A 22,604-nucleotide genomic window follows, 5' to 3' on the forward strand; every position below is an offset into this window, starting at 1 on the left:
GGAACGCCATGAGCGGTAGCGAATGGCAAAGTTTCGAACAGATCGATGCCGTGCCGGGTTTTTCGGTCCCGGTGCATCGCGCCCTGACAGAGCCGATCCTGCTCGGCGGCGCACCACGAAGCATTGCAATCCTGAACGGCACGCTGGCAGGCGCCGTCGGTCTCGGACTGCAGCTCTGGCTCGCCGGTATCCTGATATGGGCCGTTGGTCATCTTGCGGCCGTTTGGGCTGCGAAGCGCGATCCGCTCTTCGCCGAGGTCGCACGCCGACATCTGCGCCTGCCCGCGCATCTGTCGGTGTGAGAGGAGGTCGCCTTGATGAATCTCACCGAATACCGCCGCAGAGCATCCCGTCTCGCCGATTATCTGCCCTGGGCGGCACTGGTCGCGCCTGGCGTCGTGCTGAACAAGGACGGTTCCTTCCAGCGCACAGCAAGGTTCCGCGGGCCGGATCTCGAGTCTGCCGTCGCCGCCGAACTGGTTGCGGTCGCCGGGCGGCTCAACAACGCTTTTCGACGCCTCGGCTCCGGCTGGGCGATCTTCGTCGAGGCGCAGCGGTCGGAAGCTTCGTCCTATCCCGCGAGCCGCTTTCCCGATCCGGCTTCGGCGCTGGTCGATGCCGAGCGCAAGGCGGATTTCGAGCAGGCCGGCAGCCATTTCATCTCGGATTACTATCTGACCCTGCTCTGGCTGCCGCCCGCCGAGGAAGCGGCGCGGGCCGAGAGCTGGCTCTACGAGGGCCGGGAGACCTCCGGCGTGAATCCCTGGGAGCAGTTGCACGGCTTTATGGACCACAGCGACCGGGTGCTGGCGCTCATGGACGGGTTCATGCCGGAATGCCGCTGGCTCGATGACGCCGGGACATTGACCTATCTGCATTCGACCATCTCGACCAGCCGCCATCGGGTCGGCCTGCCCGAGGTCCCGATGCATCTCGACGCGTTATTGGCCGATCAGGCGCTGACCGGGGGATTGGAGCCGCGTCTCGGCGCGGCGCACCTGCGCGTGCTGACCATCACCGGCTTTCCGGGCACGACCACACCCGGCATCCTCGACGAGCTGAACCGGCTGGCCTTTCCCTATCGCTGGTCCACCCGCGCCATCCTGATGGACAAGACCGACGCGACAAAGCTCCTGACGAAGATCAGACGGCAATGGTTCGCCAAACGCAAAAGCATCGCCGCGATCGTTAAGGAGGTGATGACCAGCGAGCCGTCTGCGCTGGTCGATACCGACGCCGCCAACAAGGCGGGTGATGCCGACATGGCCCTGCAGGAACTCGGGGCGGATATGGCCAGCATGGCCTATGTCACCGCGAGTATCACCATCTGGGACGAGGACGCCCGAATCGCCGACGAGAAGCTGCGACTGGCGGAAAAGATCGTTCAGGGCCGCGACTTCACTGCCATGCCGGAGACGGTGAATGCCGTCGATGCCTGGCTCGGCTCACTGCCAGGTCACGTCTACGCCAATGTGCGGCAACCGCCGATCAGTACGCTGAACCTTGCCCACGTGATACCGCTCTCGGCGGTCTGGGCCGGCGAGGAACGGGACATCCATTTCGACGCGCCGCCGCTGCTCTGTGGCAAGACGGAGGGAAACACACCGTTCCGGTTCTCGCTGCATGTCGGCGATGTCGGTCACACGCTCGTCGTCGGCCCGACCGGCGCAGGTAAATCCGTGCTGCTGGCGCTGATGGCACTGCAGTTCCGGCGCTATGCGGGATCGCAGGTCTTCGCCTTCGATTTCGGCGGCTCGATCCGCGCCGCCGCGCAGGCCATGGGTGGTGATTGGCACGATCTCGGCGGAGGGCTGACCGAGAGTGTGGATTCCTCTGTCTCTCTGCAGCCACTGGCGCATATCCACGATCCCGCCGAGCGAGCCTGGGCAGCCGACTGGATCGGCGCCATCCTCCTCCGCGAGGGTGTTTCGGTGACGCCGGAGGTGAAAGAGCATCTCTGGACGGCGCTGACCTCGCTGGCCTCGGCCCCGGAGGAGGAACGCACCATTACCGGCCTGTCGGTACTGCTGCAGTCGAACGTTCTGAAGCAGGCGCTGCGGGCTTACTGCATCGGCGGCCCTTATGGCCGGTTGCTCGACGCCGAGTCCGAATATCTGGGCTCGGCCGATGTACAGGCCTTCGAGATCGAGGGGTTGGTCGGCACCGGCGCGGCACCGGCCGTGCTCGCCTATCTTTTCCATCGGATCGGAGACCGGCTCGACGGCCGCCCCACGCTGCTGATCATCGACGAGGGCTGGCTGGCGCTCGACGACGAGGGATTCTCGGGCCAGTTGCGCGAATGGCTGAAGACGCTGAGGAAGAAAAACGCCAGCGTCGTCTTCGCGACGCAGTCACTGTCGGATATCGACAATTCCGCCATTGCGCCCGCGATCATCGAGAGCTGCCCAACCCGGCTCCTGCTGCCGAACGAACGCGCCATTGAGTCACAAATCACGGAGATCTACCGCCGCTTCGGCCTCAACGACCGCCAGATCGACATCCTGGCACGGGCGACACCAAAGCGGGACTATTATTGCCAGTCACGGCGCGGCAACCGGCTCTTCGAACTGGGCCTCTCCGAGATCGGCCTCGCCCTCTGCGCGGCCTCTTCCAAATCCGATCAGACATTGATTGCCGACATCCTTGCCGGACATGGCCGCGAGGGTTTTCTCGCGGGCTGGCTGAAGGCGCGCGGTGTCGGATGGGCCAGCGATCTGATTCCAAACCTCACCAATCTCGCGCCGGATGAAGAATACAGGCCCACCAAAAAACAACCATCGGGCCCCGAGGCAGTGGTCACCGATGCTGCCATGGCGGAAGCCACCCGAGGAGCTGACCCGGAGACTGAGCCCGCAGGTGATGAGGCCGAATACGCCGGAACCGAAGCGGTGCCCATTCTCAAAGAAGCAAATGAGGAGATCGCGTCATGACGCGCAGAAAGACTATCACGACCCGGCATCCTGCTGCCCGTCTTGCCAGTGCCACGGCACTGGTCCTGACATTCGCCATACCAATGACCGTCTCGCCTGTTATCGTGACACCTGCCCACGCCTTCTTCGGCGGTCTCGGGCGCATCGTCTACGACCCGACCAACCATGCCGAGAACCTGCTGACCGCCGCACGGACACTGGAGCAGATCAACAACCAGATCGCCTCGCTGCAGAACGAGACGGAGATGCTGATCAATCAGGCCCGCAATCTCGAGAGCCTGCCCTATTCCTCGCTCCGGACGTTGCAGCAAAACGTGCAACAGACGCAGCAGCTTCTGGACGAGGCACAAAACATCGCCTTCGATGTGGAGCAGGTTGACCAGATGTTCCGGGAGGATTACGGCGCGCTCGCCGTTTCCGACCCCGATGCCGGGCTGATCAACGACGCCCGCGACCGCTGGCAAAACACCGTCGGCGGGCTGCAGGACGCCCTGCGCGTGCAGGCGGGGGTGACCGGCAATATCGACACCAACCGCGAGGAGATGGCAGCGCTGGTCGGAGAGAGCCAGAACGCGGTGGGCGCGCTTCAGGCCACACAGGCCGGCAACCAGCTGCTGGCCCTGCAATCCCAGCAGATCTCCGATCTGATCGCCGTGGTCTCGGCCAACGGAAGGGCCGAGGCGCTGGGCGAGGCCGAGCGTGCAACAGCGGCTGAACAGGGTCGCATCCAGCGCGAGCGGTTTCTGACGCCAGGCTCGGGCTACCAGGCGGGCAGTGCCCGGATGTTCAACTGAGTGCGGGAGGCGCAATCGTGGAGATCAAGGCGATGGCCCGGCTCATTGCTATCCTGTTTCTCGCGATCGTCATGACAGTGACGCTGATCCGGATGGACCATACGGGTGAATTGCCGGTCCTGCCCGGTCGGGAGATCCCTTCGGAACCTGAAGAGCCTCTCCGCAAGGAGCAGCGCCGCTGCCAGCGCATGGGTGAAGCCGCCGCCAGTGACGCGGACTGCCTGGCGATCTGGGCCGAAACCCGTGATCGTTTCCTTGGCCGTACACCTACGCCGACGGCACCGGCCACGACCAGCGAGAGGCAATGAGCCGTGGGCGGCACCGGAGTCATCGACAATTTCCTGGGCATCTTTACGAGCTATATCGATAGCGGCTTCGGTTTGCTTGGCGGAGAAGTCGCCTTCATCGCCACCACACTGATTGTCATCGATGTGACGCTGGCCGCGCTGTTCTGGGCATGGGGTGCAGAAGACGATATTATCGCCCGGCTGGTGAAGAAAACCCTGTTCGTCGGCATCTTCGCGTATCTGATCTCCAACTGGAACAGTCTCGCCCGGATCATTTTCGAAAGTTTCGCCGGTCTCGGCCTGATGGCCTCCGGCACCGGGTTTTCCACCGCCGATCTGCTGCGCCCCGGCCGCGTCGCCCAGACCGGGCTGGATGCCGGACGACCGCTGCTCGAATCCATCTCCGATCTCATGGGCTGGGTCGCGGTCTTCGAGAACCTCGTGCAGATTCTCTGCCTGTTCTTCGCCTGGGCGCTGGTCATCCTGGCGTTCTTCATCCTTGCCATCCAGCTCTTCGTCACCCTGATCGAGTTCAAGCTGACCACGCTGGCCGGATTCGTGCTCATCCCCTTCGGCCTTTTCGGCAAGACCGCATTCATGGCCGAGCGCGTGCTGGGCAATGTCGTCTCGTCGGGCATCAAGGTGCTGGTTCTGGCCGTGATCATCGGCATCGGCTCGACCCTCTTCGGCCAGTTCACCGCCGGCTTCGGCGGCGAGACCCCGACCATCGACGACGCCATGGCCATCGTGCTGGCAGCATTGTCCCTGCTCGGCCTCGGTATCTTCGGACCCGGCATCGCCACCGGCCTCGTCTCCGGCGGCCCACAGCTTGGCGCCGGAGCGGCCGCCGGCACCGGACTTGCCGTGGGCGGGGCCGCGCTGGCCGCCGGTGGCGGTGCGGCACTGGGAACAAAGGGTGGCGTGGCGGCAGTCCGTGGCGGGGCTGCGACGGCGGGCGCGGCCTCTGCTGCCTATACCTTCAATTCCGCGGGGCAGTCCGGTGCGACAGGTGTCATGGCCGGGATGGCGGGTGTCGGCAAGGCTGCCGGTGCTGCGGCGATCTCGCCGTTGCGCCGGGTGACCGCCAGTGTCTCGACAAGTCACACCGGTGGCGCAAAAGCCGCATTCACGGGCACGGGAGGCACGAGCACCATCGGCGGCGCCAATCCCGGGGCACCTCCCGGCTCCGGCACTCCGCCCGCCTGGGCGCAGCGCATGAAGCGCGGTCAGGCTCTCGGCCGGGGGGCCACCGTTGCCGCCCATGCCGTCCGCGCCGGTGACAGCCATGGTCCCGGCGCCTCCATCTCCCTTTCCGAAAGCGACCGCAGATGAACATCTTCAGACGACCCGCTACCCATTACGGCAAGACGCCCGAACCCGAGACACCTTACCAGAAGGCTGCGCAGGTCTGGGACGAGCGCATCGGCTCGGTCCGCGTGCAGGCGAAGAACTGGCGCTATATGGCCTTCGGCTGCCTGATCCTCTCGGCAGGATTTGCAACGGCACTGGTCTGGCAATCGGCGCGCGGCACGATTGTCCCCTGGGTGGTGCAGGTCGACAATCTCGGTCAGGCACAGGCCGTCGCCCCGGCCTCGGCAGATTACCGTCCCACGGATCCGCAGATCGCCTGGCATCTCGGCCGCTTCATCGAACAGGTCCGGAGCATTCCGGCCGATCCCGTCATCCTGCGTCAGAACTGGCTCAGGGCCTATGACTGGACCACCGATCGCGGGGCGTCCGCGCTCAACGATCATGCCCGCGGCAACGACCCTTTCACGCGGGTAGGCGATGAACAGATCTCGGTCGAGGTTTCTTCGGTCATTCGCGCCTCGCCGGAGTCGTTTCGGGTCGCATGGACGGAAAAGCGCTACGAGAACGGCCAGTTGTCCACGACCGAACGCTGGACCGCGATTCTGACCATCGTGATCCGTCAGCCCCGCGATGCCGAGACCCTGCGCGCCAATCCGCTCGGCATCTATGTCAATGCGATCTCATGGTCGCGAGAGATGAGCCAATGATTTCAGGATCAGATCGACACGCCCCGGGGCGCCGTGAACGTCTCGTCGACGACATTGCCGGTGTTCAGGACATCCGCCGGCTCGAAGATCAGGATCTCCGCCTCCTCGTCAGCCGCGGTGCGGTGCTCGACGCCGCGGGGAACGACGACATATTCCCCCGGCCCCAGGTCGCAGATCCGGTCGCGGAACTCCACACGGAAACGGCCCTTCCAGACCATGAACATCTCCTCGCAATCGTCATGATGATGCCAGGGAAATTCCCCCTGCACCTTGACGATCCTGACCTCCTGCCCGTTGAGACTGGCGATCACCTTCGGACGCCAGTGCTCCGAAAAAAGCGCAAATTTCTCGCCTATGTCGCCGCTCTGAATCATGTCTGCTCTCCCGGAAAGACGTTCTGTCGGACCCTTCTATATCCTCTGGGTATCGCCTTTGCGAGCTTGTCTCTGGCAGCTTGCACCGCAAACAAGGCGCCGCAATTCAGCTATGACGAGAGCGTGCCGCCGCTGGCGCAGCCACCCGCCGCCGTTGAGAATCCGCCCCCGAAACCGCTGCATGTTCCACCGGGCTGGACGCCGGCGCGGGGCGGAAGTGCGGCGGAAACTCCCGCGGGCCGGGTCGCCAGTGCCAATCTCGCCGCCCGGATCGAGCCGCGCCGCGAGGGCTATTACAATGCCATCCAGGTCTATCCGTGGAGCGAGGGCGCGCTCTATCAGGTCTATGCCGCACCGGGACAGATCACCGACATCGCGCTGGAACCCGGCGAAGACCTCACCGGTGCCGGTCCCATCGCCGCCGGCGACACGGCACGCTGGATCATCGGTGATACCGAGAGCGGCTCTGGGCCAAATCGCCGTGTCCATGTGCTGGTCAAGCCGACCCGGCCCGACATCTCCACAAATCTCGTCATCGCCACCGACCGCCGATCCTATATGCTGGAGCTGCGCGCCGGCGAGGAGACGTGGATGCCGGCGGTTTCGTGGCATTATCCGGTATCGTCATCCTCGGCGACACAACGACGGTCTGCTCCGGCCGTGCCCGCGATTCCGGGGAAAGCGGCCCGCAACCATCGCTATGGCCTCTCCGGCGCCAACCCGCCCTGGCGGCCGGTTTCCGTCTTCGATGACGGCCGCCGGGTTTATGTCGTCTTCCCGCCAGGCATCGCCCAGGGCGAGATGCCGCCATTCTTCGTTATCGGCCCGGACGGCGCGCCGGAGATCGTCAACAGCCGCATTCACGGGAACGTTCTGATCGTGGACCGACTCTTCGGGGTGGCAGAGCTGCGCCTCGGTTCCGGAGAGCGCCAGCAGGTGGTGCGGATCCATCGCCTGCTGCCCGTGCAACGGGCAGCCGCACCGAACGCGATTGGCGCTGAGGGTGTGACCAGCAGGAATCGTGGTCATGAGCGATAGGGAAAACACCGCAACCCCGATGCGCCTGCGGGCCGAAACGCCCCGTGTCACCCGGCTCTCGCGCAGAGTGCTGGCGGGTATGGCCGTGATCGCCGCATTCGGCATTGGCACGGCACTGATCTATGCCTTGCAAACCCGTGACATCGAACGGAGTGGTGAGGAACTCTTTTCGACGGAAAACCGTGCCACTGCCGACGGGCTGGCTACGCTGCCGCGCGACTATACCGGACCCGCCCTCGGCCCGGCGCTGCCCGGCGATCTCGGCCGTCCCATCCTGAAAGCACGCAACCGTGGCGAGCCGGTCCCGCCGCCGGATATCACCCCACCTGCCGTCACAGCACCGGCGACAGATACGGAGGAGCAGCAACGGTTGGCGGAAGAAGAGGCCGCACGACTCAGCGGTGTGTTCTTTCAGCACGGGCCACGTGCCGGAGCTGCGCCGGATGTCGGGGCACGGGGTGCCGGATCAGGAACCGGTGGCACCGGTTCTATGGGGCACTCGGCGGCCACAGGTGCAAAAGATCGGCATGCGGCGTTTTTGGGTAGTCCCGCCGACCGCGTGACGGTCGCCCCGGATCGGGTGGCGGCACCCGCCTCGCCCTGGATCCTGCAGGCCGGATCGGTGATCCCGGCGGCGCTGATCACCGGCATCCGCTCCGATCTGCCCGGCCAGATCACCGCGCAGGTGACGCAGAACGTCTATGACAGTCCCACCGGGTCGCTGCTGCTCATCCCGCAGGGTACGCGGGTCATCGGCGAATACGATGCCGGCGTCACATTCGGCCAGCGCCGTGTGCTGCTGGTCTGGAACCGGCTGATCTTTCCGGATGGCCGCTCTCTGGTGCTGGAACGTCTGCCCGGTGCCGATGCCGCGGGCTTTAGCGGGCTTGAGGACGGCGTCGATCATCACTGGCGGGATCTGATGAAGGCCGCCGGGCTCTCGACCTTGCTCGCTGCCGGAACGGAACTCGCAGGCGACGAGGAGGACCGCCTGATCCGCGCCATCCGCGACGGTGCGCAGGACACAATCAACCAGGCCGGTCAGCAGATCGTCCAGCGCCAGTTGCAGGTCGCGCCCACGCTCACCATTCGGCCGGGGTTTCCGGTCAGGATTGTCGTGACGCGGGACCTGGTATTCGAACACGCAGGGGAGTGATCCATGACGAAACTGAAGCTTGGTCCGATCGCGGAGGATAAACCGGTGAAAGTGACGGTGGAGCTGCCGGCCAGTCTGCACAGGGATCTGACCCTCTATGGTGAACTGCTTGGCCGCGCTGGCGGGCAAGGGCCGGTCGCGCCGCAGAAGCTGATTGTGCCGATGCTGGAGCGCTTCATCGCCTCGGATCGCGGCTTTGCCAGGGGAAAAAGGACCGTCAGCGCCGGATCCCCGAGGGAAGGCTGAACGGAGGCAGCGCATCCCGCTTTCCCGGCGGATCCATACGAGGTGGTCCGGCTGCCAGATCCGCCCGTGCCAGCCGGAATGTCTGCCGGCCCATCAAAGGCCCTGTCTTTCGAGCGGTGGCATCTCGGTTCAATCACGTCGACATATATCGCAGGAGACAGCCGAAAAGATGCTCCCGCCCTACCCGGAATCCTCCGGCACTTCCTGCCGCAGCTTCGGTCCACGCACCAGCCGTCGGCCAAGAGCTTCAAGAAACCGGTCATAGCGCTGCCCGCCCTGCGCCCGCGCGGCCGCCTGTGCCGCCTCGGGCAGAGGCGCGGTTGCAGTCAGCCAGGACCGGACAAAGATCGCGAAAGCCTCGTTGGCGATACCGATATCACGCTCCAGACGCTGTATATTGCGGTCGATGCGATCGAGCCGACGGGACAGGGCCGCCTCCTGCCGCTCGTCGGCATCGGGCGACAGAAAAGAGGCGATGGCCGCCTCGGCGACAAGGGAGCGGGACTTGACGCGCCGATCGGCATAATCGGCGAGGAGCAACATCAGATCGGGATCGAGATAGACCGAGAGCCGTTTCTTCTTGTCGGGACGCTCCGGCATCTCTCAGAGCTCCATCCCGTCATCCGGGTTCATCGAGATCCGACGCGCGATCCGCCCCATGTCACGCACCAGTACACCGTTGCGGGTTACTTCCTGTTCTGGCGTCTCGATATCGGGATCGAACTCGTTCTCCGGAAGCGACAGTGGCTCCGGCGCGATATCCTTGTGCGGCTCAAGTCCGGGTTCGCGGCGCAGGCCCGCATTCTCCGTGTCTTCGGAAAGCTGAGTGCCGGATTGGGCGATGCCGGCAGAAGCAGGGTTCGCTGCCTTTGCGGCATCACCCGCCTGCCCCCGTTCATCCGACGCCGAAACTGTCCGCCTGGTCCAGTTGTCCGGTTTCGGGGCAGTGCTCATGCCCGTTTCTGGTGCTGACAGCAACCGCTCGCGGAACCGCGCGTCCTCGAAGTAACGCGCTTTTTTCGTACGGATCGGTGGAATACCCGCCACCATGACCAGTTCCTCCTCTGGCGGCAGCTGCATCACCTCGCCGGGCGTCAGCAGTTGCCGTGCGGTCTCCGAGCGCGACACCATCAGATGGCCGAGCCAGGGTGCCAGCCGGTGCCCGGCGTAGTTCCGCATCGCCCGCATCTCTGTCGCGGTGCCGAGCGAGTCCGAGATCCGCTTCGCGGTGCGCTCGTCATTGGTGGCAAAGCACACCCGCACATGGCAATTGTCGAGGATCGAATTGTTCTGCCCGTAAGCCTTCTCGATCTGGTTCAGCGATTGTGCGATCAGGAAGGCCTTGATCCCGTAACCCGCCATGAAGGCCAGCGCGCTCTCAAAGAAATCGAGCCGCCCCAATGCGGGGAATTCGTCGAGCATCATCAGCACGCGCTGCCGGTCCTCCCTGCCCCGCAAATCCTCGGTAAGCCTGCGACCGATCTGGTTCAGCACCAGCCGGATAAGCGGCTTTGTCCGCGATATGTCCGACGGCGGCACCACGAGGTAAAGGGTTGCGGGATGTCCCTCCCCCGCCAGATCGGCGATACGCCAGTCGCAACGGCTGGTAACCGCGGCCACCACCGGATCGCGGTAGAGACCGAGGAAGGACATAGCAGTGGAAAGAACGCCGGAGCGTTCATTGTCGGCCTTGTTCAGAAGCTCGCGCGCGGCGGATGCGATCACCGGATGCGGCCCGGCATCGCGCAGATGCGGCGTTCTCATCATCGCGGCGAGCGTCGCCTCAATGGGCCGGCGCGGATCGGAGAGGAACGCGGCGACACCCGCGAGTGTCTTGTCCTGCCCGGCATAAAGCACATGCAGGATCGCACCGACCAGCAGGCTGTGACTGGTCTTCTCCCAGTGATTGCGCCGCTCCAGCGACCCCTCGGGATCGACCAGCACGTCAGCGATATTCTGAACGTCGCGGACTTCCCACTCACCGCGGCGAACCTCGAGCAGGGGATTATAGGCAGAGGAACCCGTATCGGTCGGATCGAAGAGAAGAACCCGTCCATGCTTCGCGCGAAAACCCGCAGTCAGAGACCAGTTCTCGCCCTTGATGTCATGGACGATGGCGGAACCCGGCCAGGTCAGCAACGTCGGCACCACGAGGCCGACGCCCTTGCCCGAACGCGTCGGCGCGAAGCACAGTACATGCTCGGGCCCGTCGTGACGCAGATAATCGTGATTGAGCTTCCCAAGCACGACGCCGTCCGGACCGAGCAATCCGGCTTGCCGGATCTCGTCAGGCTCCGCCCAGCGAGCTGAGCCGAAGGTCTGCACATCCTTCGCCTCCCGCGCCCGCCAGACCGACATCATGATGGCCACGGCAATGGCGAGAAAGCCACCAGAGGCCGCGATAATACCGCCTTCCACGAAAATGCCCGGCGCATAGGCGTCGTAGAAATACCACCACCAGAAGAAGGCCGGCGGATAGAAAATCGGCCAGCCCGCCAGCTCGAACCACGGCTCGCCCAGTTGCGGCTGAAAGCCGAGGCGCCATCCCACCCATTGCGTCGCCAGCCATGTCGCGCCAAGCACGATCACGAGAACGATGAGGATCTGACCCCAGAGGATGCGGGTGGCGGACAAGGCGCTGTTTCCCTGCTGAAATCCGGTAATATCGAGAAAAACCGGACCACCGCCGGTTTCAACCGCTATTCTTCCACAGGTCGTAGTGCGGCGCAGGGAAGCGTAAAAATACCGGCAGGCTACGCGCGACCCTCACGACCATCCTTGGTAACGTCGTGTCAAGACCGGCTCTAACATAGCCCGGAGATCACTACCGGCATATCCCGCCCCGGGCGACCACAGGAAACAGACAGGTGACGGCCCCAGGGGGCAGGTCTGCCCGCTACCTCGCAGGCAGTTCCTTCAGCGGATTCATATAAGGGACGCCGAGCGGCGCGAAATGCCGCTCATTGGCAGTCAGCACCGTGAGGCCATGCGCGACCGCCGTCGCGGCGATGGCGATATCCTCGAAACCGGGATCATGAGCCCGCGCCCGGTCGAGGATCGCGCCGGCCTCGCGGGCCTCGTTGACGCCGAAGGACAGGATCCGACTGGCATGGAAATGCTCCACGGCGGAAAGCCAGCGGCGCAGTGCCGCGGCCTTCGTAGTCGCGTCGATCCTGATCGCCCGGGCGATCCCCGCCTCGATTTCGGCAATGGTGATGGCCGACAGATAAAGCCCGTCACTATGCACCCGGATCCAGTCCCCGAGGGTTTCCGCCCCGGTATCCCGTCGGGTCGGCGCCGAGGCCGAAATGATGTTGGTGTCGAGCAGATACAAGTTCAGAGACCGGCATCCCGCAGCGCCCGCGCAGGTTTGCGGGAACGTTCGGGAATATCGCCAGGCTCGCCGGGGAAGACCCGCAGCAGATCGGCAAAATCCGGCACACGGGAGATGCGCTGCCATTCCTCAAAGGATAGCAGCACGGCCTCCTTGCGGCCATGGCGCGTGATCACCGTCGGTTCTCCCGACACGGCCAGATCCATCACGGCCGAAAGCGTCGCCTTCGCATCTCTGAGCTGGAGTTCCTTCATGATCACCTCCATTGTGACTACAGATAGTCATATAGGACTCCTGCACGAACCGTCAAGGTGGTGCCCTTTCCGGGCGTGGTTTCACAACCCGAGCCCACGCTTGCGAGTGAAAAACCAGTCCACTCCACCATCCCCCCGCGCAACGCCGGAAACATGCCGGCCGAGCTGCTTTTCGACGGAGGGTGTCCACGGGACGAGCTGAAAGCCCGGCCCGTCGTCGATCATTGCGAAGCGACCGGAGGCCAGGGTGAATCGCTGACGGTATGTGCCCGCCACATGATCCCCACTTGCCGCACGATTGAACGGCAGGCCCGAGTCGGCACTGAGCTTCCCGGCAAGCCTGTCGACCTCCCGTTCGCGCAGCGTGTCGAGGAGCCGACGCGCGAAGACGACACGTCCGCCGTGCCGCTCGGCAAAGCCTTCGCCGATCAGATGCTCCGCGCGCCGCTCCGTGGCCTGCCGGACTTCGGCGCCGAAGCCGAATTCCGAAAGCGCGACGGGATCGCGGGCGAGTGCTTGCCGGTCGAGCCAGGTCGCTCCGGTCGCGGTCACCTGTGCCTGGAGATCGAAATCGGACCGGACGGCCAGCGCGACGCGGCGCTCGCCACGCGCGTCCTCATAAGCGCGCAACTCGACAATCGAGCCGGGCGGGCTGTCGCCGGCGGCGTCGAGATGCGGCAGCCTGATATGATGGGTGCGACCATCCACACCATCCACCACGGCATAGGCGGTGCCCTTCAGCTCATCATCATGGCCCCGCTCCATCAGGCGCCCGATCACCGGAACGTCGAGGCTTTCCCCGTCGAGGACATAGCTCGCCAGGTTGCGTTCGATGCTGCGCTCGGTAAGCGCCCGATGTATGCGCCTGATGATGTCACCGCGCTCGCCGAGTTCGCGTAGCACCGTCTCCGCCCCGGCCCTGATGAACCATTGCGCCTGTCCGACCTGATCGGCCAGGCCCAGGTGTTCGAGATGACGCAGCCGGCCAATCTTCTGCGGCATGTAATCGTCGCGTGGCCCATCCACACGCGGAGCCATGTCGATGATCCCGGATTTGCCGGTGTCGTGGAGAAGCTGGCGGTCGAGCGCGGTCCAGCGTTCCGCCCCGATCTGCCGCTCGAGGCTGCGGCGAATGTCGAGATCGTGGCGCGGCCCGAGTTCCCGGGTAATCAGATCCTGAGCGCGCCCCCTCATTCCCTCCCTGATATAGTCGCGGGCGATGACAAGGTCATGGCCGTCACCGGTCCGCCCCCGCAGGATGACATGGACATGAGGATTGTCGGTGTTCCAGTGATCGGCGGCGATCCAGTCGAGTTCCGTGCCGAGATCCTTTTCTGCCTGCGCCATCAACTCACGGGTGAAGCGCTTAAGATTCTCCATGTCGGAGGCATCTTCCGGCGAGACGATGAAGCGAAAATGATGCCTGTCATCCCGGCAGCGCTCCACTAGACCCTTTGCATCCGCATCGTCACTTTCCGGGCCGAACATCCGAACCTTCCCGCCATCCCGGGTGACGCCTTCGCGGCGCAGATAGCCCAGATGCCGCGCCAGCGCGGCGGGCTGTCCACGATGACGGACCACCCGGGCCTTGACGGTGCAGAGACGCGAGCGGCGGGTGATCAACCTGTTGGCGCGGACAGCAGCGGCACGGCCCCTGCCAATCCGCGAAGCACCCGGCGAGACCACCTTCCCGCCGCGCGAAATACGTCCGCCCGCTTTCTGCGCGGCGGCAAGCGCCTGCGCCACAAAGGGCCGCGCCCGCTGGCTGCGGCTCGATCGGATACGCCCCGGACGGATGCGAAAATCATCCTCGTTGCTCATGGCCAGATGTCCCGCGATGTGAGGAATTCAATGAATTCATGCAGAAATTGATACGGGCGCGAGGTGCGAATCTGGGCCGCGAGGTGCGAAAAATTCCGGGAAACCCGGCAAACACCACCGACCGACCATACCGCGATGTGCGGGCTTTTATCTTGCCCTAAGCTTACCACCTCCCCGCCTCTCCCGCCAGCGCTGCATGCCCTGCGACAGCGTCCGGAAATCTGCGACTTTCCCCGAAGATTACTGGCGACCGGGTATCAGCGAGTCTCATACGGATGAGACTTCCTCGAAACGGGTTGCGGAACAGTTTAGACGCACGGTCATGGTGCAGCTTCGGTACCGGAGCGGCGGACGAACAACCCGCCGGACTGCGGCGCGGCGGTGAATTCGGCGCGCGTTGAAACGGCAGCGCGGGCACCTTTTGAAGCGCCGTCCGGTTGCACGGAATCTGCAGTCGTATCGGGATCGGACTGCATGACGAAGAGCGATGCCTCGCGCCAGTCGGCGGGCGGCCTGGCAGCGGAACCACCGCCGGGAAGCGCGTCACCATCCAGCACTGGCACCAGCCTGGCGACATAGGCGCGGGTCTCGGCCGGCAGTGCGCGCCCCGAGGCCAGATAGTCATCATATCGCCCCGGTCCGGCATTATAGGCCGCCAGCATGCCGGTAACGGTGCCGTAACGGTCATACATCTCGCGCAGATAGGCCGCGCCGGCGAGAATGTTGTCGCGCGGCGCGAACGGATCACTGCCGAGCCCGTGGCGGTGGCGCAGCACCGTCCAAGTCCCGGGCATGATCTGCATCAGGCCCATGGCGCCCCTGGACGAGACCGCATGCGGATCACCACGGCTCTCGACATGGCGCACGGCGCGAATCCAGCCCGCCGGAATGCCGAAGCGCCGCGAGGCTTCCGCGATATGGCGCGCAAACGGATCACGGGTCTCCTGCGCAACCGGCGGCACGCCCTGTGCCAGCAGGCCGGTAACGGGAATGACGGCGACGGCAAGGCCGGAAAGGAGAAGCGCAGCAACCCGAGGGACGCGGCTACGCCGTGCATCGGCATTGAGAACGCTGGAAAGCGGCATGCCTCAACCCTTGCCCTCGCGTTTCGGCGGTCGGTTCCAGTGCAGCGACCATCCGGAGCCGGCGTCACGAAACAGATGGCCGCGGACGGGCTGCGGCAACGCCGGATCGTCGATCAGCAGCAAGAGATAGGTTCCAGCTTTCTCCCCGGTCTTTTTCCAGCCCGCACCGATTTCCGGACCGTCGGCATCAGCACCAACGTGAACGCGATAATCCGGGGCGTTCCCGATATCCGAAGGCTCGAGCGCGATGATGGTGATCTCGCTATCGAGCGTGAACGTCCGGATACGGCCGGAAAAACCGGTTTGCGTGGCGATAAATTCTCCGATCTGTGGCATGGGATTGGCCTTTCTTCTGCAGTTGACGGGAGGTTCAGCGGCGCGGTGATGCCGACGCCGCATGCATTTAGTGGTCTTCGCCATCACCACCGTCGGTCCAGAGTGGGACAGCCTGACCGATGACGGAACGGGCCGGGAGTGGGCCGAAATAACGGCTGTCGAGACTGTCGCGAACGCTCGCGTTCAGCAGGAAAATCTCGCCCCTGCCGATCAGCCGACAGCCCTGCCAGACCGGCAGGTCACGACCCCGGCTGTCACGGGAAAGTGCCGTCGCGACCGCGATACTGTCGATCGCAACCGTCTTGCCGGACCGGCAGACCTCCTGCCCCGGCAGTGCCGCCACTTGCTTCAACAGCGGTACATCGGCACCGGTATAGCCGCGCGCGGTGATGAACCGGGCCAACGCCTGGGGCGGATCAACCGCGACCAGATCACTGAGGGTCAGGGTGTCGACGGGCAGCAGGGCGTAGAACCCGATCGGCACGCTGGCGGTGGCGTTCCAGATCAGCCGCGGGGTGATGTCAAGCAATGACAAAGCACCAACGGTGGATACCGCGAAGCAGGTTACGGCGAGATAGGCGGAGGGCATCATGGCGTTCCCCCTCCCCAGCCGCGCGGAAGATCGAGGCTCACCTTCCGGCGCTTCAGCCAGGCGGCGTGCCGGGCCCTGGTATAGGTCCGGAACGGCTCGCCCGCGGCGATCCGGTGATGGAGATGCCGCCAGTACTCGGGTGACACCTCGCAGGAATCGATCCCCAGCGCCTCGATGGCATCGATCACCTGCAGCACGCGCTCGACCTTCGGCCAACCGGTGATCCGCAGCAGGATCTCCGCACCGGGGCGAATGAAAGGCAGCGTCTGGAACGGTTCGCCGCGACTGACCGCCCGCAGGATGTCGAGCCGCGATACCACGGTGCCGTATTCGTTCCCCGCCCAGCGTATCAGCGCGAAAACAATCCCCGGCGCGAAGCCGACGCGTGTGCGGCTCCCATCGATCCGGTGTCCGTAACAAGACCGGCCGAAACGCAGCCAGTGCTCGATGCTCTTTTCCTGCCAGATCAGGTCCACCAGCGTGATCGGGTCCGGGTCGGGTTTCCCGGTTTCATGGACGGGGGTGGTCATTCTCCGCCCCCGTCCATGCCATTGCCAGTCCACGGATCAAGGGCCGAGCCGATGCCCGGCCGGGGGTTATCCACCAACCGGGGCGCCTCTGCCATGTTAGGTTCCCTGAAGTTAGGGAGGTTAGGGGAGGCCGGTTTTTCCGTGTATTTCCAGTTTTCTATCGGGCATCTCGGTTCCCGATAGTACGAGGATCGGGTTCCCGATAGTACGGGTCGGAAGGTTCCGGATAGTACGGGATGTTCCACAGTTTATTCACAATCTGATCCGACCACCCGCAGGTGGGTGAGGATCGCTATCTTCAGGTCGAAAACACAGCCGCTGCAACCCGTCGGAACCGGAGGCGAGCGACAGGCGATAGCCGGGCAGCGGCTGGCGGGCCACCATGGCCCGAATCTCGAAGGCGAAGCGCTTGAAGGGGGACAGGCTGCCGGATTTCAGGTGCAGATGCCGGAGATCGAAACTCCAGCCGCCGGGCTGCCGGCCGCCGTGACGGCGGACCAGCCGGTAGAGCCAGCGTTCCAGCCCGCCCGTCAGATCGAAATAGGCCCGGTCAATGGTCAGAACCAATGTCTCGTCCATCACCCCGGCATAGAACCAATCCGGCAGGATCAGTTCGATCCCGAGTGGCCTGCGCCGGTCATCAAGCCGCTCTTTCCATTCGTTGATCCAGGAGAAACGGTGCCGCCACCGCGCCGCCGGCTGGCGGATCGAGGTGGCAACGGTCGTCGCCTGCAACCGGTCGAGTGCGGCTTTCAGGCGGTGATATCCGAGCCCGGAATCGGTCCGCCCGATGAAAGTGAGAATCTCGTAGGGCGTTGCTGCCATCAGCCGGGAGGTGCGCAACCCGTTGTCGCGGGCCTCGACGATCTGGCTGGCAGCCCAGATCAGGATATCGGCATCCCAGATCGTCGCCATGCCATGCTCGGGCGTCGCCTCGACACGGATCGACACTGCGCCCATGCGGAAATCGATCGGCACTACGCGGCGGGATTTGGCCAGCGAGAAGAACGGCCAGGACATCAGGTCGCGCGCATCCCGCGCGGCGACATCGCCGGCAACTGGCCGGAACAGTTCCAGCTGCCGACCGTCATGCGTGCGGTATGCGGGTATCCCGGAGCTCACCGGTCACGCCCCATGGTTTTGCTCAGCGGCAGGTCCGGGCTGCGGGCCATTACCGCCATCTCCGAGGTCGACTGGCGCGCCGCTCCCTCGATCCAGGCCCGCAGATCGGCAACCGTGTAGACGACGCGGCCGCCGAGCTTGCGGTAGACCGGGCCGGTGCCGTCGCAGCGGTGCTTTTCCAGCGTGCGTGGCGACAGGTCGAGAAGCCGCGCGGCCTCAGAGGTGCGCACAAAGCGCGGCCAGGTGGGATCGGAATCTTTCAGCATCTTCGGTCTCCGTCGCAAGACCCGCCAGACGGGCGGGATTACGGCGACAATGGCGCGAGATTCGCGGCAGGCCGGAGTGACAGAATGACGAAGCTGATTTCTGTCACCCCCTATGGCACAGCGGAACCGGCGCAGTGACGGATATCAGGGCGGGATCAACGGCGGCGGCGCGTATCGCCCCGCAGCAGGGTCAGATATTCGCCGCCGATCATAGCCCGCGCCTCGGCAAGGATGCGGGCGAGTTGCCGGCGCTCGGAAGCGGATTTCCATTCGGCGGCGCTCAGCCCGTTGAAATCCGACCGGAACAGGACACCGGCGATCTCACGCCGGGATGCCCCGGATGCCGCCCCGTCCCAGGCCCGCAGCATCCGGATGGCCCGGTGTCGCTCGAAGACCGAGAGCGCCTGCAGCGAGGGAACGGGATTAACTGGCTTGCCGGTCTGCAACCGCTGAAACCGCCTGATGCTGTTCAGGCGGATTGTCAGGTTATCGTCGAGCGGAACGACGATTGCCAGCCTGTTCGAAGATGAGCCTTGTGGAAGCCAGAGTTGATGATCGCCATCCGCATCAGTGATACCGCCATGCAGGCCGTCGGCGGCACGGATCACGGATGTCAGGGGCAGATCTACCGAATCCGGCAGGGAGGGAGGCCCGTAAGCCTCGGGCGCTGCGGTGAGGATCAGGGTGGCGGGCGACAGCTCAGGCCGCCAGAGCGGCTGGACCTCCAGGACCGGAAGGGCGGGATCGACCGGGAAACAACAGGCCCCAGCGGCGGGCCATCCGGGCGATCTCCTTTCCCCTGCTGTCATCACCGGTTCCAGCCTGCCCGATTTGAGGCCTTATCCTGGAATATTCCGCACGATAGTCGCGGTTGCGTCTCAGAAACTGGAAGGTCATCCGGGCACGGTCGAGTGTCTTGAACTGCTCGGCATATCGCGGTGATCGCCAGTCGGTGGAAGCGGGCATGGCTCTGTTCCCCATCAAAATGAAATGCGGATCAGGAGCGGAATATACAGAAAGGGCGAAATACCGTGTAGATTGTATTGGGGAATGTGAATCACGCCAGGGCTGTTGCAATGATCCGGTCGCGGCCGCCGTCGCTCCCTGCCCTATCGCATATGCGGTTTCAGGAGCTGACGGTAGCCGGCTTCTGTCATCCAGCGCGCCCGGGCGAGATGACTGTCATGCATGCGTTTGGCCCGATCCGGATCGGCCGTGACGTCCAGACCGAACACGATATGCGCCACCTCGCGCCAGTCAGCCCCCTCCTCGGCCGCGTCCAGCAGCCGCAGATAGATGACCAGATGGCGTTCGTCATAACCCGTCAGCCGGTCGGATTGCGGAGGGGTTTCCTCGAATGCGTCAGCAGCCATCTCGCTTCCCTGTATCCGGGATATATCCGACTCGGACAATGCACCGATCCTGTTCGCGGGGAAAGAGTTGTCTAGGGTAACGGGTTCCGGTGCATGCCGGCATTCCGGAACGGGTATGAAAACACGTTGCCCCTGACTGCCGACCCGCAGACTCCCGTGAGAACAGGAGGATAACCGCCGAAGATCCGTGGTCTGTTCCGGTACGACAATCGAACAGGATCGATGTCCGACATATCGGCGATTGCGGTATTTCTCTCATATCCCGCCCTGCCACAGCAATCCTGTTCCTTCTTGATCCGATCGATACCGCCTGATCAGCGTCAGCGCGGCCCCTCCATTTACATATTTTAGTTGATAAACTTAAACTATGTAAACTGCGATCCATCCGCGCATGGATATGCGTAAACTGGTTGGACGGAACTTCGCCCGCCTGCGTCGGGAGAAAGGTCTGACGCAGGAACAGGTCGAGGAACGTTCCGGTTTCAGTCAGCAATATCTGAGCGATCTGGAACGCGGCAAAAGGAATCCGACCGTCGTCACTCTCTTTGAACTGGCACAGGCCCTCGGGATAAGCCATGTCGCACTGGTCCAGCCCGACGACGAGGTCTAAGCTGGTTATTCTCCATGACCTCATGTTCTCGGATATTTTCCGACGCAGAGGAAATATACAGGCCAGGCGCAGGTTACGTTGCAACCGATACGCAACGATATTCTGATAAGAAGAAATTTAGTTTTGTTATAAATGGTTGTTTGCTCTTCGCGCCCATCGAATCGTTGCACAACCAACCAAGACAAAAATCGTTGCAAATTAGATGCAACGAAATCTTGCCGATCGAATAAAACCATTATATATCCTACAGATAATCGCTCACAATAGCGGAATTACCGTTGCATGACGCTGTCAGATCAAACTATCCTGGACTACATCGCGGAACATCCCGGTGCGGGCCGGGCGGCCATCCAACGCGCGGCTGGACCGAACAATAACCCCACGACTGTCTGGCGCGCGCTGAGACGGCTTGTGGATGAAGGGCGTCTTGAGGTTTCGGGAAAGGGCCGGGCAACAGGTTACACCATTGCCGGATCCGCCGTCGTACGCGCGCATCTGCAAACGCCATATAACCGGCGTCCACTCGTGACCTATCGCAGTGAATTCCTTGATGCATATGTGCCGGGCAAAACTTTCTACCTTTCTGAGGCCGACAGGAAGCGTCTGCTTGAGGCCGGGCGGCCCACAAGCGGTCCTATCCCTGCCGGGACATATGCACGGCGAATCCTGGAACAGCTGCTCGTTGACCTAGCCTGGGCCTCATCGCGCATGGAGGGCAACACCTATGACATCCTGCAAACCGAGCGTCTGATCCGATTTGGCGAGGAAGTCGCGGGAAAGGATCGCAAAGAGGCGCTGATGATCCTGAACCACAAGGAGGCGATCCAGTATCTCGTCGATCATCTCGATGACATCGCGCTTCGGCGCGCCGATCTGTTCGCCATTCATGCCTTGCTGTCCGACGGTCTGCTAGGTGATCCCGGCACGGCCGGGCGCCTGCGCGCGGGCGCTGTCGGCATCTCCCATTCAAGCTACAAGCCGGTGGACGATGCGGTCACCATTGGTGAGGAGTTCGATGTCCTGCTTGCAAAGGCGGCGGAGATTGCCGATCCGTTCGAACAGTCATTTTTCCTGCTCGTCCATATCCCGTATCTGCAGGCCTTCATCGACATCAACAAACGGACATCGCGGGTCGCCTCCAACATCCCGCTGCTGAAAGCCGATCTCGCCCCCATGTCTTTCCTGACCATGGATGATGCTGACTACATTGACGGGCTGATCGGCATCTATGAGCTGAACAACGTCGCGCTGCTGCGCGAGGTCTATATCGACAGCTATCTCGCGTCCGCGGAAAAATACCGGGTGCTGCGCGCCGAAGTCGAAACTCCGGAAAAGGCGGCACTGACCTACCGCGAATTCGTGCGCGAAGCTGTCCGGCGCTGCGTTCTGGAATTCAAGGCATTCCGCGCAGATGAGGTAATGTCCATGGCCGCCCGGGCCGGAATCCCTGAGGACGATCGGGAGGCGGTGGTTGCGTATGTCAACGAACAGGTGCGTGGCCTTCACGAAGGGAACGCCATCCGCTACCGGCTGCGCCCGGCCGATCTGGACGGCCTCATGCAGGAAGGGGCATGAGATCGTAGGATATCCACAAAAAATGTGGATAAAACCCGGCGACGGATGCCGCCGAGCCTCTGCGTCCATTCAGGCCAGGATATCATCTTTATCGATGAACTGGTCGTCATCATCCGTTTCGGTCTGCCTGGCTCGGCTCAGGAAATCGACCGTCTCGGCGATGATCTCGCAGCCATAATGGTTGATGCCGTCCGCATCGGTCCATTTCGTGTAGCGGATGCGGCCGCGCACCATCAACTTCATGCCCTCCTCGCAATATTGCTGGACCGACTTGCCGAGGCCGTTGAAGCAGGTGATGCGATGCCATTTCGTGTCTTGGACCCGATAACCGTTCTCGTCGCGGAGAACCCGACCTTCCGCATAGCGGGGGCGCGAGGTGGCCAGGGTAAAACGGGTGATGGCGCTGCCGCTCTGCGTGGTGCGGGTTTCCGGGGTCTGACCGATATTGCCGGCGAGGATAACGATGTTCTGCATGTGTCTTCTCCGTTGCTTCTTCGAAGGGACCATCCCTCCGATGAGACCCGGTCGAGATCGTCGAGAGACACCTGCAACCGCCGAGCCATCGGCGGCTTGCCCCCAAGGCCCGGAGTGGTGCGGGCAGGCGCTTGCGCCAACACGGTCCTCAGCCGCGGGGGTTGCCGGTGGAAACAGAACGGGCTTAGCGGATCGATCAGGAGGAGGGATTGGGGCATTCGAGGGCGGATAAGAGAGATCGCAACGAACGAGCTGCATACCCGTAAGCGCGACGCCGATCCCCTCCTGCCATTTTTGAGTTGATGCCTTCATTCTCCACGCACATGTGCGGCGGAGGTTTTGGATTTGGAGAGAGACGGCAAAATGGGCGTCCAATTGGACGGCTCTAT

At 63.5% G+C, this 22,604-nt stretch carries 27 protein-coding genes; 11 read left to right on the plus strand and 16 right to left on the minus strand.

Annotated elements, in window-relative coordinates; genetic code table 11:
* Nucleotides 1–8 precede the first annotated feature (8 nt).
* Genes D3P04_RS14490 through trbF form a run of 6 tightly spaced genes read left to right on the plus strand, consistent with a single transcriptional unit; the run spans nucleotide 9 to nucleotide 6,029 of the window.
* Nucleotides 9–302, plus strand: a complete 294-nt coding sequence (locus D3P04_RS14490) for a VirB3 family type IV secretion system protein (RefSeq protein WP_119750093.1) — start codon at nucleotides 9–11, stop codon at nucleotides 300–302.
* Nucleotides 303–314: 12 nt separating this feature from the next.
* The gene (trbE, locus tag D3P04_RS14495; RefSeq protein WP_119750095.1) at nucleotides 315–2,930 is read left to right on the plus strand and encodes a conjugal transfer protein TrbE; all 2,616 of its coding nucleotides are present in this window, start codon (nucleotides 315–317) and stop codon (nucleotides 2,928–2,930) included.
* Nucleotides 2,927–3,724, plus strand: a complete 798-nt coding sequence (trbJ, locus tag D3P04_RS14500) for a P-type conjugative transfer protein TrbJ (RefSeq protein ID WP_119750097.1) — start codon at nucleotides 2,927–2,929, stop codon at nucleotides 3,722–3,724. The genes trbE and trbJ overlap by 4 nt, the downstream gene beginning before the upstream one ends.
* Before the next feature lie 32 nt (nucleotides 3,725–3,756).
* Nucleotides 3,757–4,032 carry a putative entry exclusion protein TrbK-alt gene (gene trbK-alt / locus D3P04_RS14505; RefSeq protein ID WP_408634379.1) on the plus strand — a complete coding sequence of 92 codons (276 nt, stop codon included), beginning with the start codon at nucleotides 3,757–3,759 and terminating at the stop codon, nucleotides 4,030–4,032.
* 3 nt (nucleotides 4,033–4,035) lie between these two features.
* Nucleotides 4,036–5,343 (plus strand): P-type conjugative transfer protein TrbL, encoded by a 1,308-nt coding sequence (gene trbL, locus D3P04_RS14510; protein WP_119750101.1) that lies wholly within the window; start codon nucleotides 4,036–4,038, stop codon nucleotides 5,341–5,343.
* Nucleotides 5,340–6,029: a conjugal transfer protein TrbF gene (gene trbF / locus D3P04_RS14515; RefSeq protein ID WP_119750103.1), complete on the plus strand. Its 690-nt coding sequence runs from the start codon at nucleotides 5,340–5,342 to the stop codon at nucleotides 6,027–6,029. The genes trbL and trbF overlap by 4 nt, the downstream gene beginning before the upstream one ends.
* Nucleotides 6,030–6,037: 8 nt before the next feature.
* Here the strand turns inward: trbF and D3P04_RS14520 are convergent, their stop codons facing one another.
* A complete protein-coding gene (locus D3P04_RS14520; RefSeq protein ID WP_119750105.1) occupies nucleotides 6,038–6,403 on the minus strand; it encodes a cupin domain-containing protein in 366 nt (121 codons plus the stop codon).
* A gap of 66 nt (nucleotides 6,404–6,469) precedes the next feature.
* Here D3P04_RS14520 and trbG point away from each other — a divergent pair, with 66 nt between their 5' ends.
* From trbG to D3P04_RS14535, 3 genes are read left to right on the plus strand one after another with little or no spacing between them, the layout of a single operon-like run.
* Nucleotides 6,470–7,441 (plus strand): P-type conjugative transfer protein TrbG, encoded by a 972-nt coding sequence (gene trbG / locus D3P04_RS14525; RefSeq protein WP_456299489.1) that lies wholly within the window; start codon nucleotides 6,470–6,472, stop codon nucleotides 7,439–7,441.
* Nucleotides 7,431–8,597 (plus strand): TrbI/VirB10 family protein, encoded by a 1,167-nt coding sequence (locus D3P04_RS14530; protein WP_119750107.1) that lies wholly within the window; start codon nucleotides 7,431–7,433, stop codon nucleotides 8,595–8,597. The genes trbG and D3P04_RS14530 overlap by 11 nt, the downstream gene beginning before the upstream one ends.
* A gap of 3 nt (nucleotides 8,598–8,600) precedes the next feature.
* Complete coding sequence (locus D3P04_RS14535) at nucleotides 8,601–8,843, plus strand: DUF2274 domain-containing protein (protein WP_119750109.1); 243 nt, start codon at nucleotides 8,601–8,603, stop codon at nucleotides 8,841–8,843.
* 180 nt (nucleotides 8,844–9,023) lie between these two features.
* Here the strand turns inward: D3P04_RS14535 and D3P04_RS14540 are convergent, their stop codons facing one another.
* The 14 genes from D3P04_RS14540 to D3P04_RS14605 form a co-directional block, all read right to left on the minus strand.
* Nucleotides 9,024–9,443 (minus strand): CopG family transcriptional regulator, encoded by a 420-nt coding sequence (locus D3P04_RS14540; RefSeq protein ID WP_119750111.1) that lies wholly within the window; start codon nucleotides 9,441–9,443, stop codon nucleotides 9,024–9,026.
* A 3-nt stretch (nucleotides 9,444–9,446) separates the two neighbouring features.
* Entirely contained in the window at nucleotides 9,447–11,477 is a 2,031-nt protein-coding gene (locus D3P04_RS14545; protein WP_119750113.1) for a conjugal transfer protein TraG, read from the minus strand.
* A 262-nt stretch (nucleotides 11,478–11,739) separates the two neighbouring features.
* Nucleotides 11,740–12,177, minus strand: a complete 438-nt coding sequence (locus tag D3P04_RS14550; protein WP_119750115.1) for a type II toxin-antitoxin system VapC family toxin — start codon at nucleotides 12,175–12,177, stop codon at nucleotides 11,740–11,742.
* Between the two features lie 2 nt (nucleotides 12,178–12,179).
* Nucleotides 12,180–12,431, minus strand: coding sequence for a type II toxin-antitoxin system Phd/YefM family antitoxin (locus tag D3P04_RS14555; RefSeq protein ID WP_119750180.1), 252 nt, complete (start codon nucleotides 12,429–12,431; stop codon nucleotides 12,180–12,182).
* 81 nt (nucleotides 12,432–12,512) lie between these two features.
* Entirely contained in the window at nucleotides 12,513–14,252 is a 1,740-nt protein-coding gene (locus tag D3P04_RS14560) for a relaxase/mobilization nuclease domain-containing protein (protein ID WP_119750117.1), read from the minus strand.
* Between the two features lie 320 nt (nucleotides 14,253–14,572).
* Nucleotides 14,573–15,337: a lytic transglycosylase domain-containing protein gene (locus D3P04_RS14565; protein ID WP_119750119.1), complete on the minus strand. Its 765-nt coding sequence runs from the start codon at nucleotides 15,335–15,337 to the stop codon at nucleotides 14,573–14,575.
* A gap of 3 nt (nucleotides 15,338–15,340) precedes the next feature.
* On the minus strand, nucleotides 15,341–15,673 hold the full coding sequence (locus tag D3P04_RS14570; RefSeq protein ID WP_119750121.1) for a DUF736 domain-containing protein: 333 nt from the start codon (nucleotides 15,671–15,673) through the stop codon (nucleotides 15,341–15,343).
* 67 nt (nucleotides 15,674–15,740) lie between these two features.
* Entirely contained in the window at nucleotides 15,741–16,265 is a 525-nt protein-coding gene (locus D3P04_RS14575; RefSeq protein WP_119750123.1) for a S26 family signal peptidase, read from the minus strand.
* A complete protein-coding gene (locus tag D3P04_RS14580) occupies nucleotides 16,262–16,795 on the minus strand; it encodes a DUF2840 domain-containing protein (protein WP_119750125.1) in 534 nt (177 codons plus the stop codon). Before D3P04_RS14580 ends, D3P04_RS14575 begins: the two co-directional genes overlap by 4 nt.
* A 252-nt stretch (nucleotides 16,796–17,047) precedes the next feature.
* Entirely contained in the window at nucleotides 17,048–17,917 is an 870-nt protein-coding gene (locus tag D3P04_RS14585; protein WP_220475352.1) for a replication initiator protein A, read from the minus strand.
* Nucleotides 17,914–18,183, minus strand: coding sequence for a helix-turn-helix transcriptional regulator (locus D3P04_RS14590; RefSeq protein ID WP_119750127.1), 270 nt, complete (start codon nucleotides 18,181–18,183; stop codon nucleotides 17,914–17,916). The genes D3P04_RS14585 and D3P04_RS14590 overlap by 4 nt, the downstream gene beginning before the upstream one ends.
* A 155-nt stretch (nucleotides 18,184–18,338) precedes the next feature.
* Entirely contained in the window at nucleotides 18,339–18,992 is a 654-nt protein-coding gene (locus tag D3P04_RS14595; RefSeq protein WP_232845013.1) for a DUF2285 domain-containing protein, read from the minus strand.
* Nucleotides 18,883–19,164, minus strand: a complete 282-nt coding sequence (locus tag D3P04_RS23595) for a transcriptional regulator domain-containing protein (RefSeq protein ID WP_333473102.1) — start codon at nucleotides 19,162–19,164, stop codon at nucleotides 18,883–18,885. The genes D3P04_RS14595 and D3P04_RS23595 overlap by 110 nt, the downstream gene beginning before the upstream one ends.
* A gap of 128 nt (nucleotides 19,165–19,292) precedes the next feature.
* Nucleotides 19,293–19,556 (minus strand): DNA -binding domain-containing protein, encoded by a 264-nt coding sequence (locus D3P04_RS14605; RefSeq protein ID WP_119750131.1) that lies wholly within the window; start codon nucleotides 19,554–19,556, stop codon nucleotides 19,293–19,295.
* 397 nt (nucleotides 19,557–19,953) lie between these two features.
* Between D3P04_RS14605 and D3P04_RS14610 the strand changes: the two genes are divergently transcribed.
* Both D3P04_RS14610 and D3P04_RS14615 read left to right on the plus strand, forming a co-directional pair.
* Nucleotides 19,954–20,166, plus strand: coding sequence for a helix-turn-helix domain-containing protein (locus D3P04_RS14610; RefSeq protein WP_232845014.1), 213 nt, complete (start codon nucleotides 19,954–19,956; stop codon nucleotides 20,164–20,166).
* A 282-nt stretch (nucleotides 20,167–20,448) separates the two neighbouring features.
* Nucleotides 20,449–21,741, plus strand: a complete 1,293-nt coding sequence (locus D3P04_RS14615; RefSeq protein WP_119750135.1) for a Fic family protein — start codon at nucleotides 20,449–20,451, stop codon at nucleotides 21,739–21,741.
* Nucleotides 21,742–21,810: 69 nt separating this feature from the next.
* On the opposite strand, the gene D3P04_RS14620 is transcribed toward D3P04_RS14615, so the two are convergent.
* Nucleotides 21,811–22,215: a single-stranded DNA-binding protein gene (locus tag D3P04_RS14620; RefSeq protein ID WP_119750137.1), complete on the minus strand. Its 405-nt coding sequence runs from the start codon at nucleotides 22,213–22,215 to the stop codon at nucleotides 21,811–21,813.
* Nucleotides 22,216–22,604: the final 389 nt, after the last annotated feature.

Origin of the sequence: Paracoccus onubensis (genome assembly GCF_003591515.1) — a bacterium.
Lineage (GTDB): Bacteria > Pseudomonadota > Alphaproteobacteria > Rhodobacterales > Rhodobacteraceae > Paracoccus > Paracoccus onubensis.

Coding starts and splice junctions, on each gene's coding strand:
- D3P04_RS14490 (WP_119750093.1), top strand. CDS start 9: ATGAGCGGTAGCGAATGGCAAAGTTTCGAACAGATCGATGCCGTGCCG.
- trbJ (WP_119750097.1), top strand. CDS start 2,927: ATGACGCGCAGAAAGACTATCACGACCCGGCATCCTGCTGCCCGTCTT.
- trbK-alt (WP_408634379.1), top strand. CDS start 3,757: ATGGCCCGGCTCATTGCTATCCTGTTTCTCGCGATCGTCATGACAGTG.
- trbF (WP_119750103.1), top strand. CDS start 5,340: ATGAACATCTTCAGACGACCCGCTACCCATTACGGCAAGACGCCCGAA.
- D3P04_RS14520 (WP_119750105.1), bottom strand. CDS start 6,403: ATGATTCAGAGCGGCGACATAGGCGAGAAATTTGCGCTTTTTTCGGAG.
- D3P04_RS14530 (WP_119750107.1), top strand. CDS start 7,431: ATGAGCGATAGGGAAAACACCGCAACCCCGATGCGCCTGCGGGCCGAA.
- D3P04_RS14535 (WP_119750109.1), top strand. CDS start 8,601: ATGACGAAACTGAAGCTTGGTCCGATCGCGGAGGATAAACCGGTGAAA.
- D3P04_RS14540 (WP_119750111.1), bottom strand. CDS start 9,443: ATGCCGGAGCGTCCCGACAAGAAGAAACGGCTCTCGGTCTATCTCGAT.
- D3P04_RS14555 (WP_119750180.1), bottom strand. CDS start 12,431: ATGAAGGAACTCCAGCTCAGAGATGCGAAGGCGACGCTTTCGGCCGTG.
- D3P04_RS14560 (WP_119750117.1), bottom strand. CDS start 14,252: ATGAGCAACGAGGATGATTTTCGCATCCGTCCGGGGCGTATCCGATCG.
- D3P04_RS14565 (WP_119750119.1), bottom strand. CDS start 15,337: ATGCCGCTTTCCAGCGTTCTCAATGCCGATGCACGGCGTAGCCGCGTC.
- D3P04_RS14570 (WP_119750121.1), bottom strand. CDS start 15,673: ATGCCACAGATCGGAGAATTTATCGCCACGCAAACCGGTTTTTCCGGC.
- D3P04_RS14575 (WP_119750123.1), bottom strand. CDS start 16,265: ATGATGCCCTCCGCCTATCTCGCCGTAACCTGCTTCGCGGTATCCACC.
- D3P04_RS14580 (WP_119750125.1), bottom strand. CDS start 16,795: ATGACCACCCCCGTCCATGAAACCGGGAAACCCGACCCGGACCCGATC.
- D3P04_RS14590 (WP_119750127.1), bottom strand. CDS start 18,183: ATGCTGAAAGATTCCGATCCCACCTGGCCGCGCTTTGTGCGCACCTCT.
- D3P04_RS14595 (WP_232845013.1), bottom strand. CDS start 18,992: ATGACAGCAGGGGAAAGGAGATCGCCCGGATGGCCCGCCGCTGGGGCC.
- D3P04_RS23595 (WP_333473102.1), bottom strand. CDS start 19,164: ATGGGGAACAGAGCCATGCCCGCTTCCACCGACTGGCGATCACCGCGA.
- D3P04_RS14605 (WP_119750131.1), bottom strand. CDS start 19,556: ATGGCTGCTGACGCATTCGAGGAAACCCCTCCGCAATCCGACCGGCTG.
- D3P04_RS14610 (WP_232845014.1), top strand. CDS start 19,954: ATGCGTAAACTGGTTGGACGGAACTTCGCCCGCCTGCGTCGGGAGAAA.
- D3P04_RS14615 (WP_119750135.1), top strand. CDS start 20,449: ATGACGCTGTCAGATCAAACTATCCTGGACTACATCGCGGAACATCCC.
- D3P04_RS14620 (WP_119750137.1), bottom strand. CDS start 22,215: ATGCAGAACATCGTTATCCTCGCCGGCAATATCGGTCAGACCCCGGAA.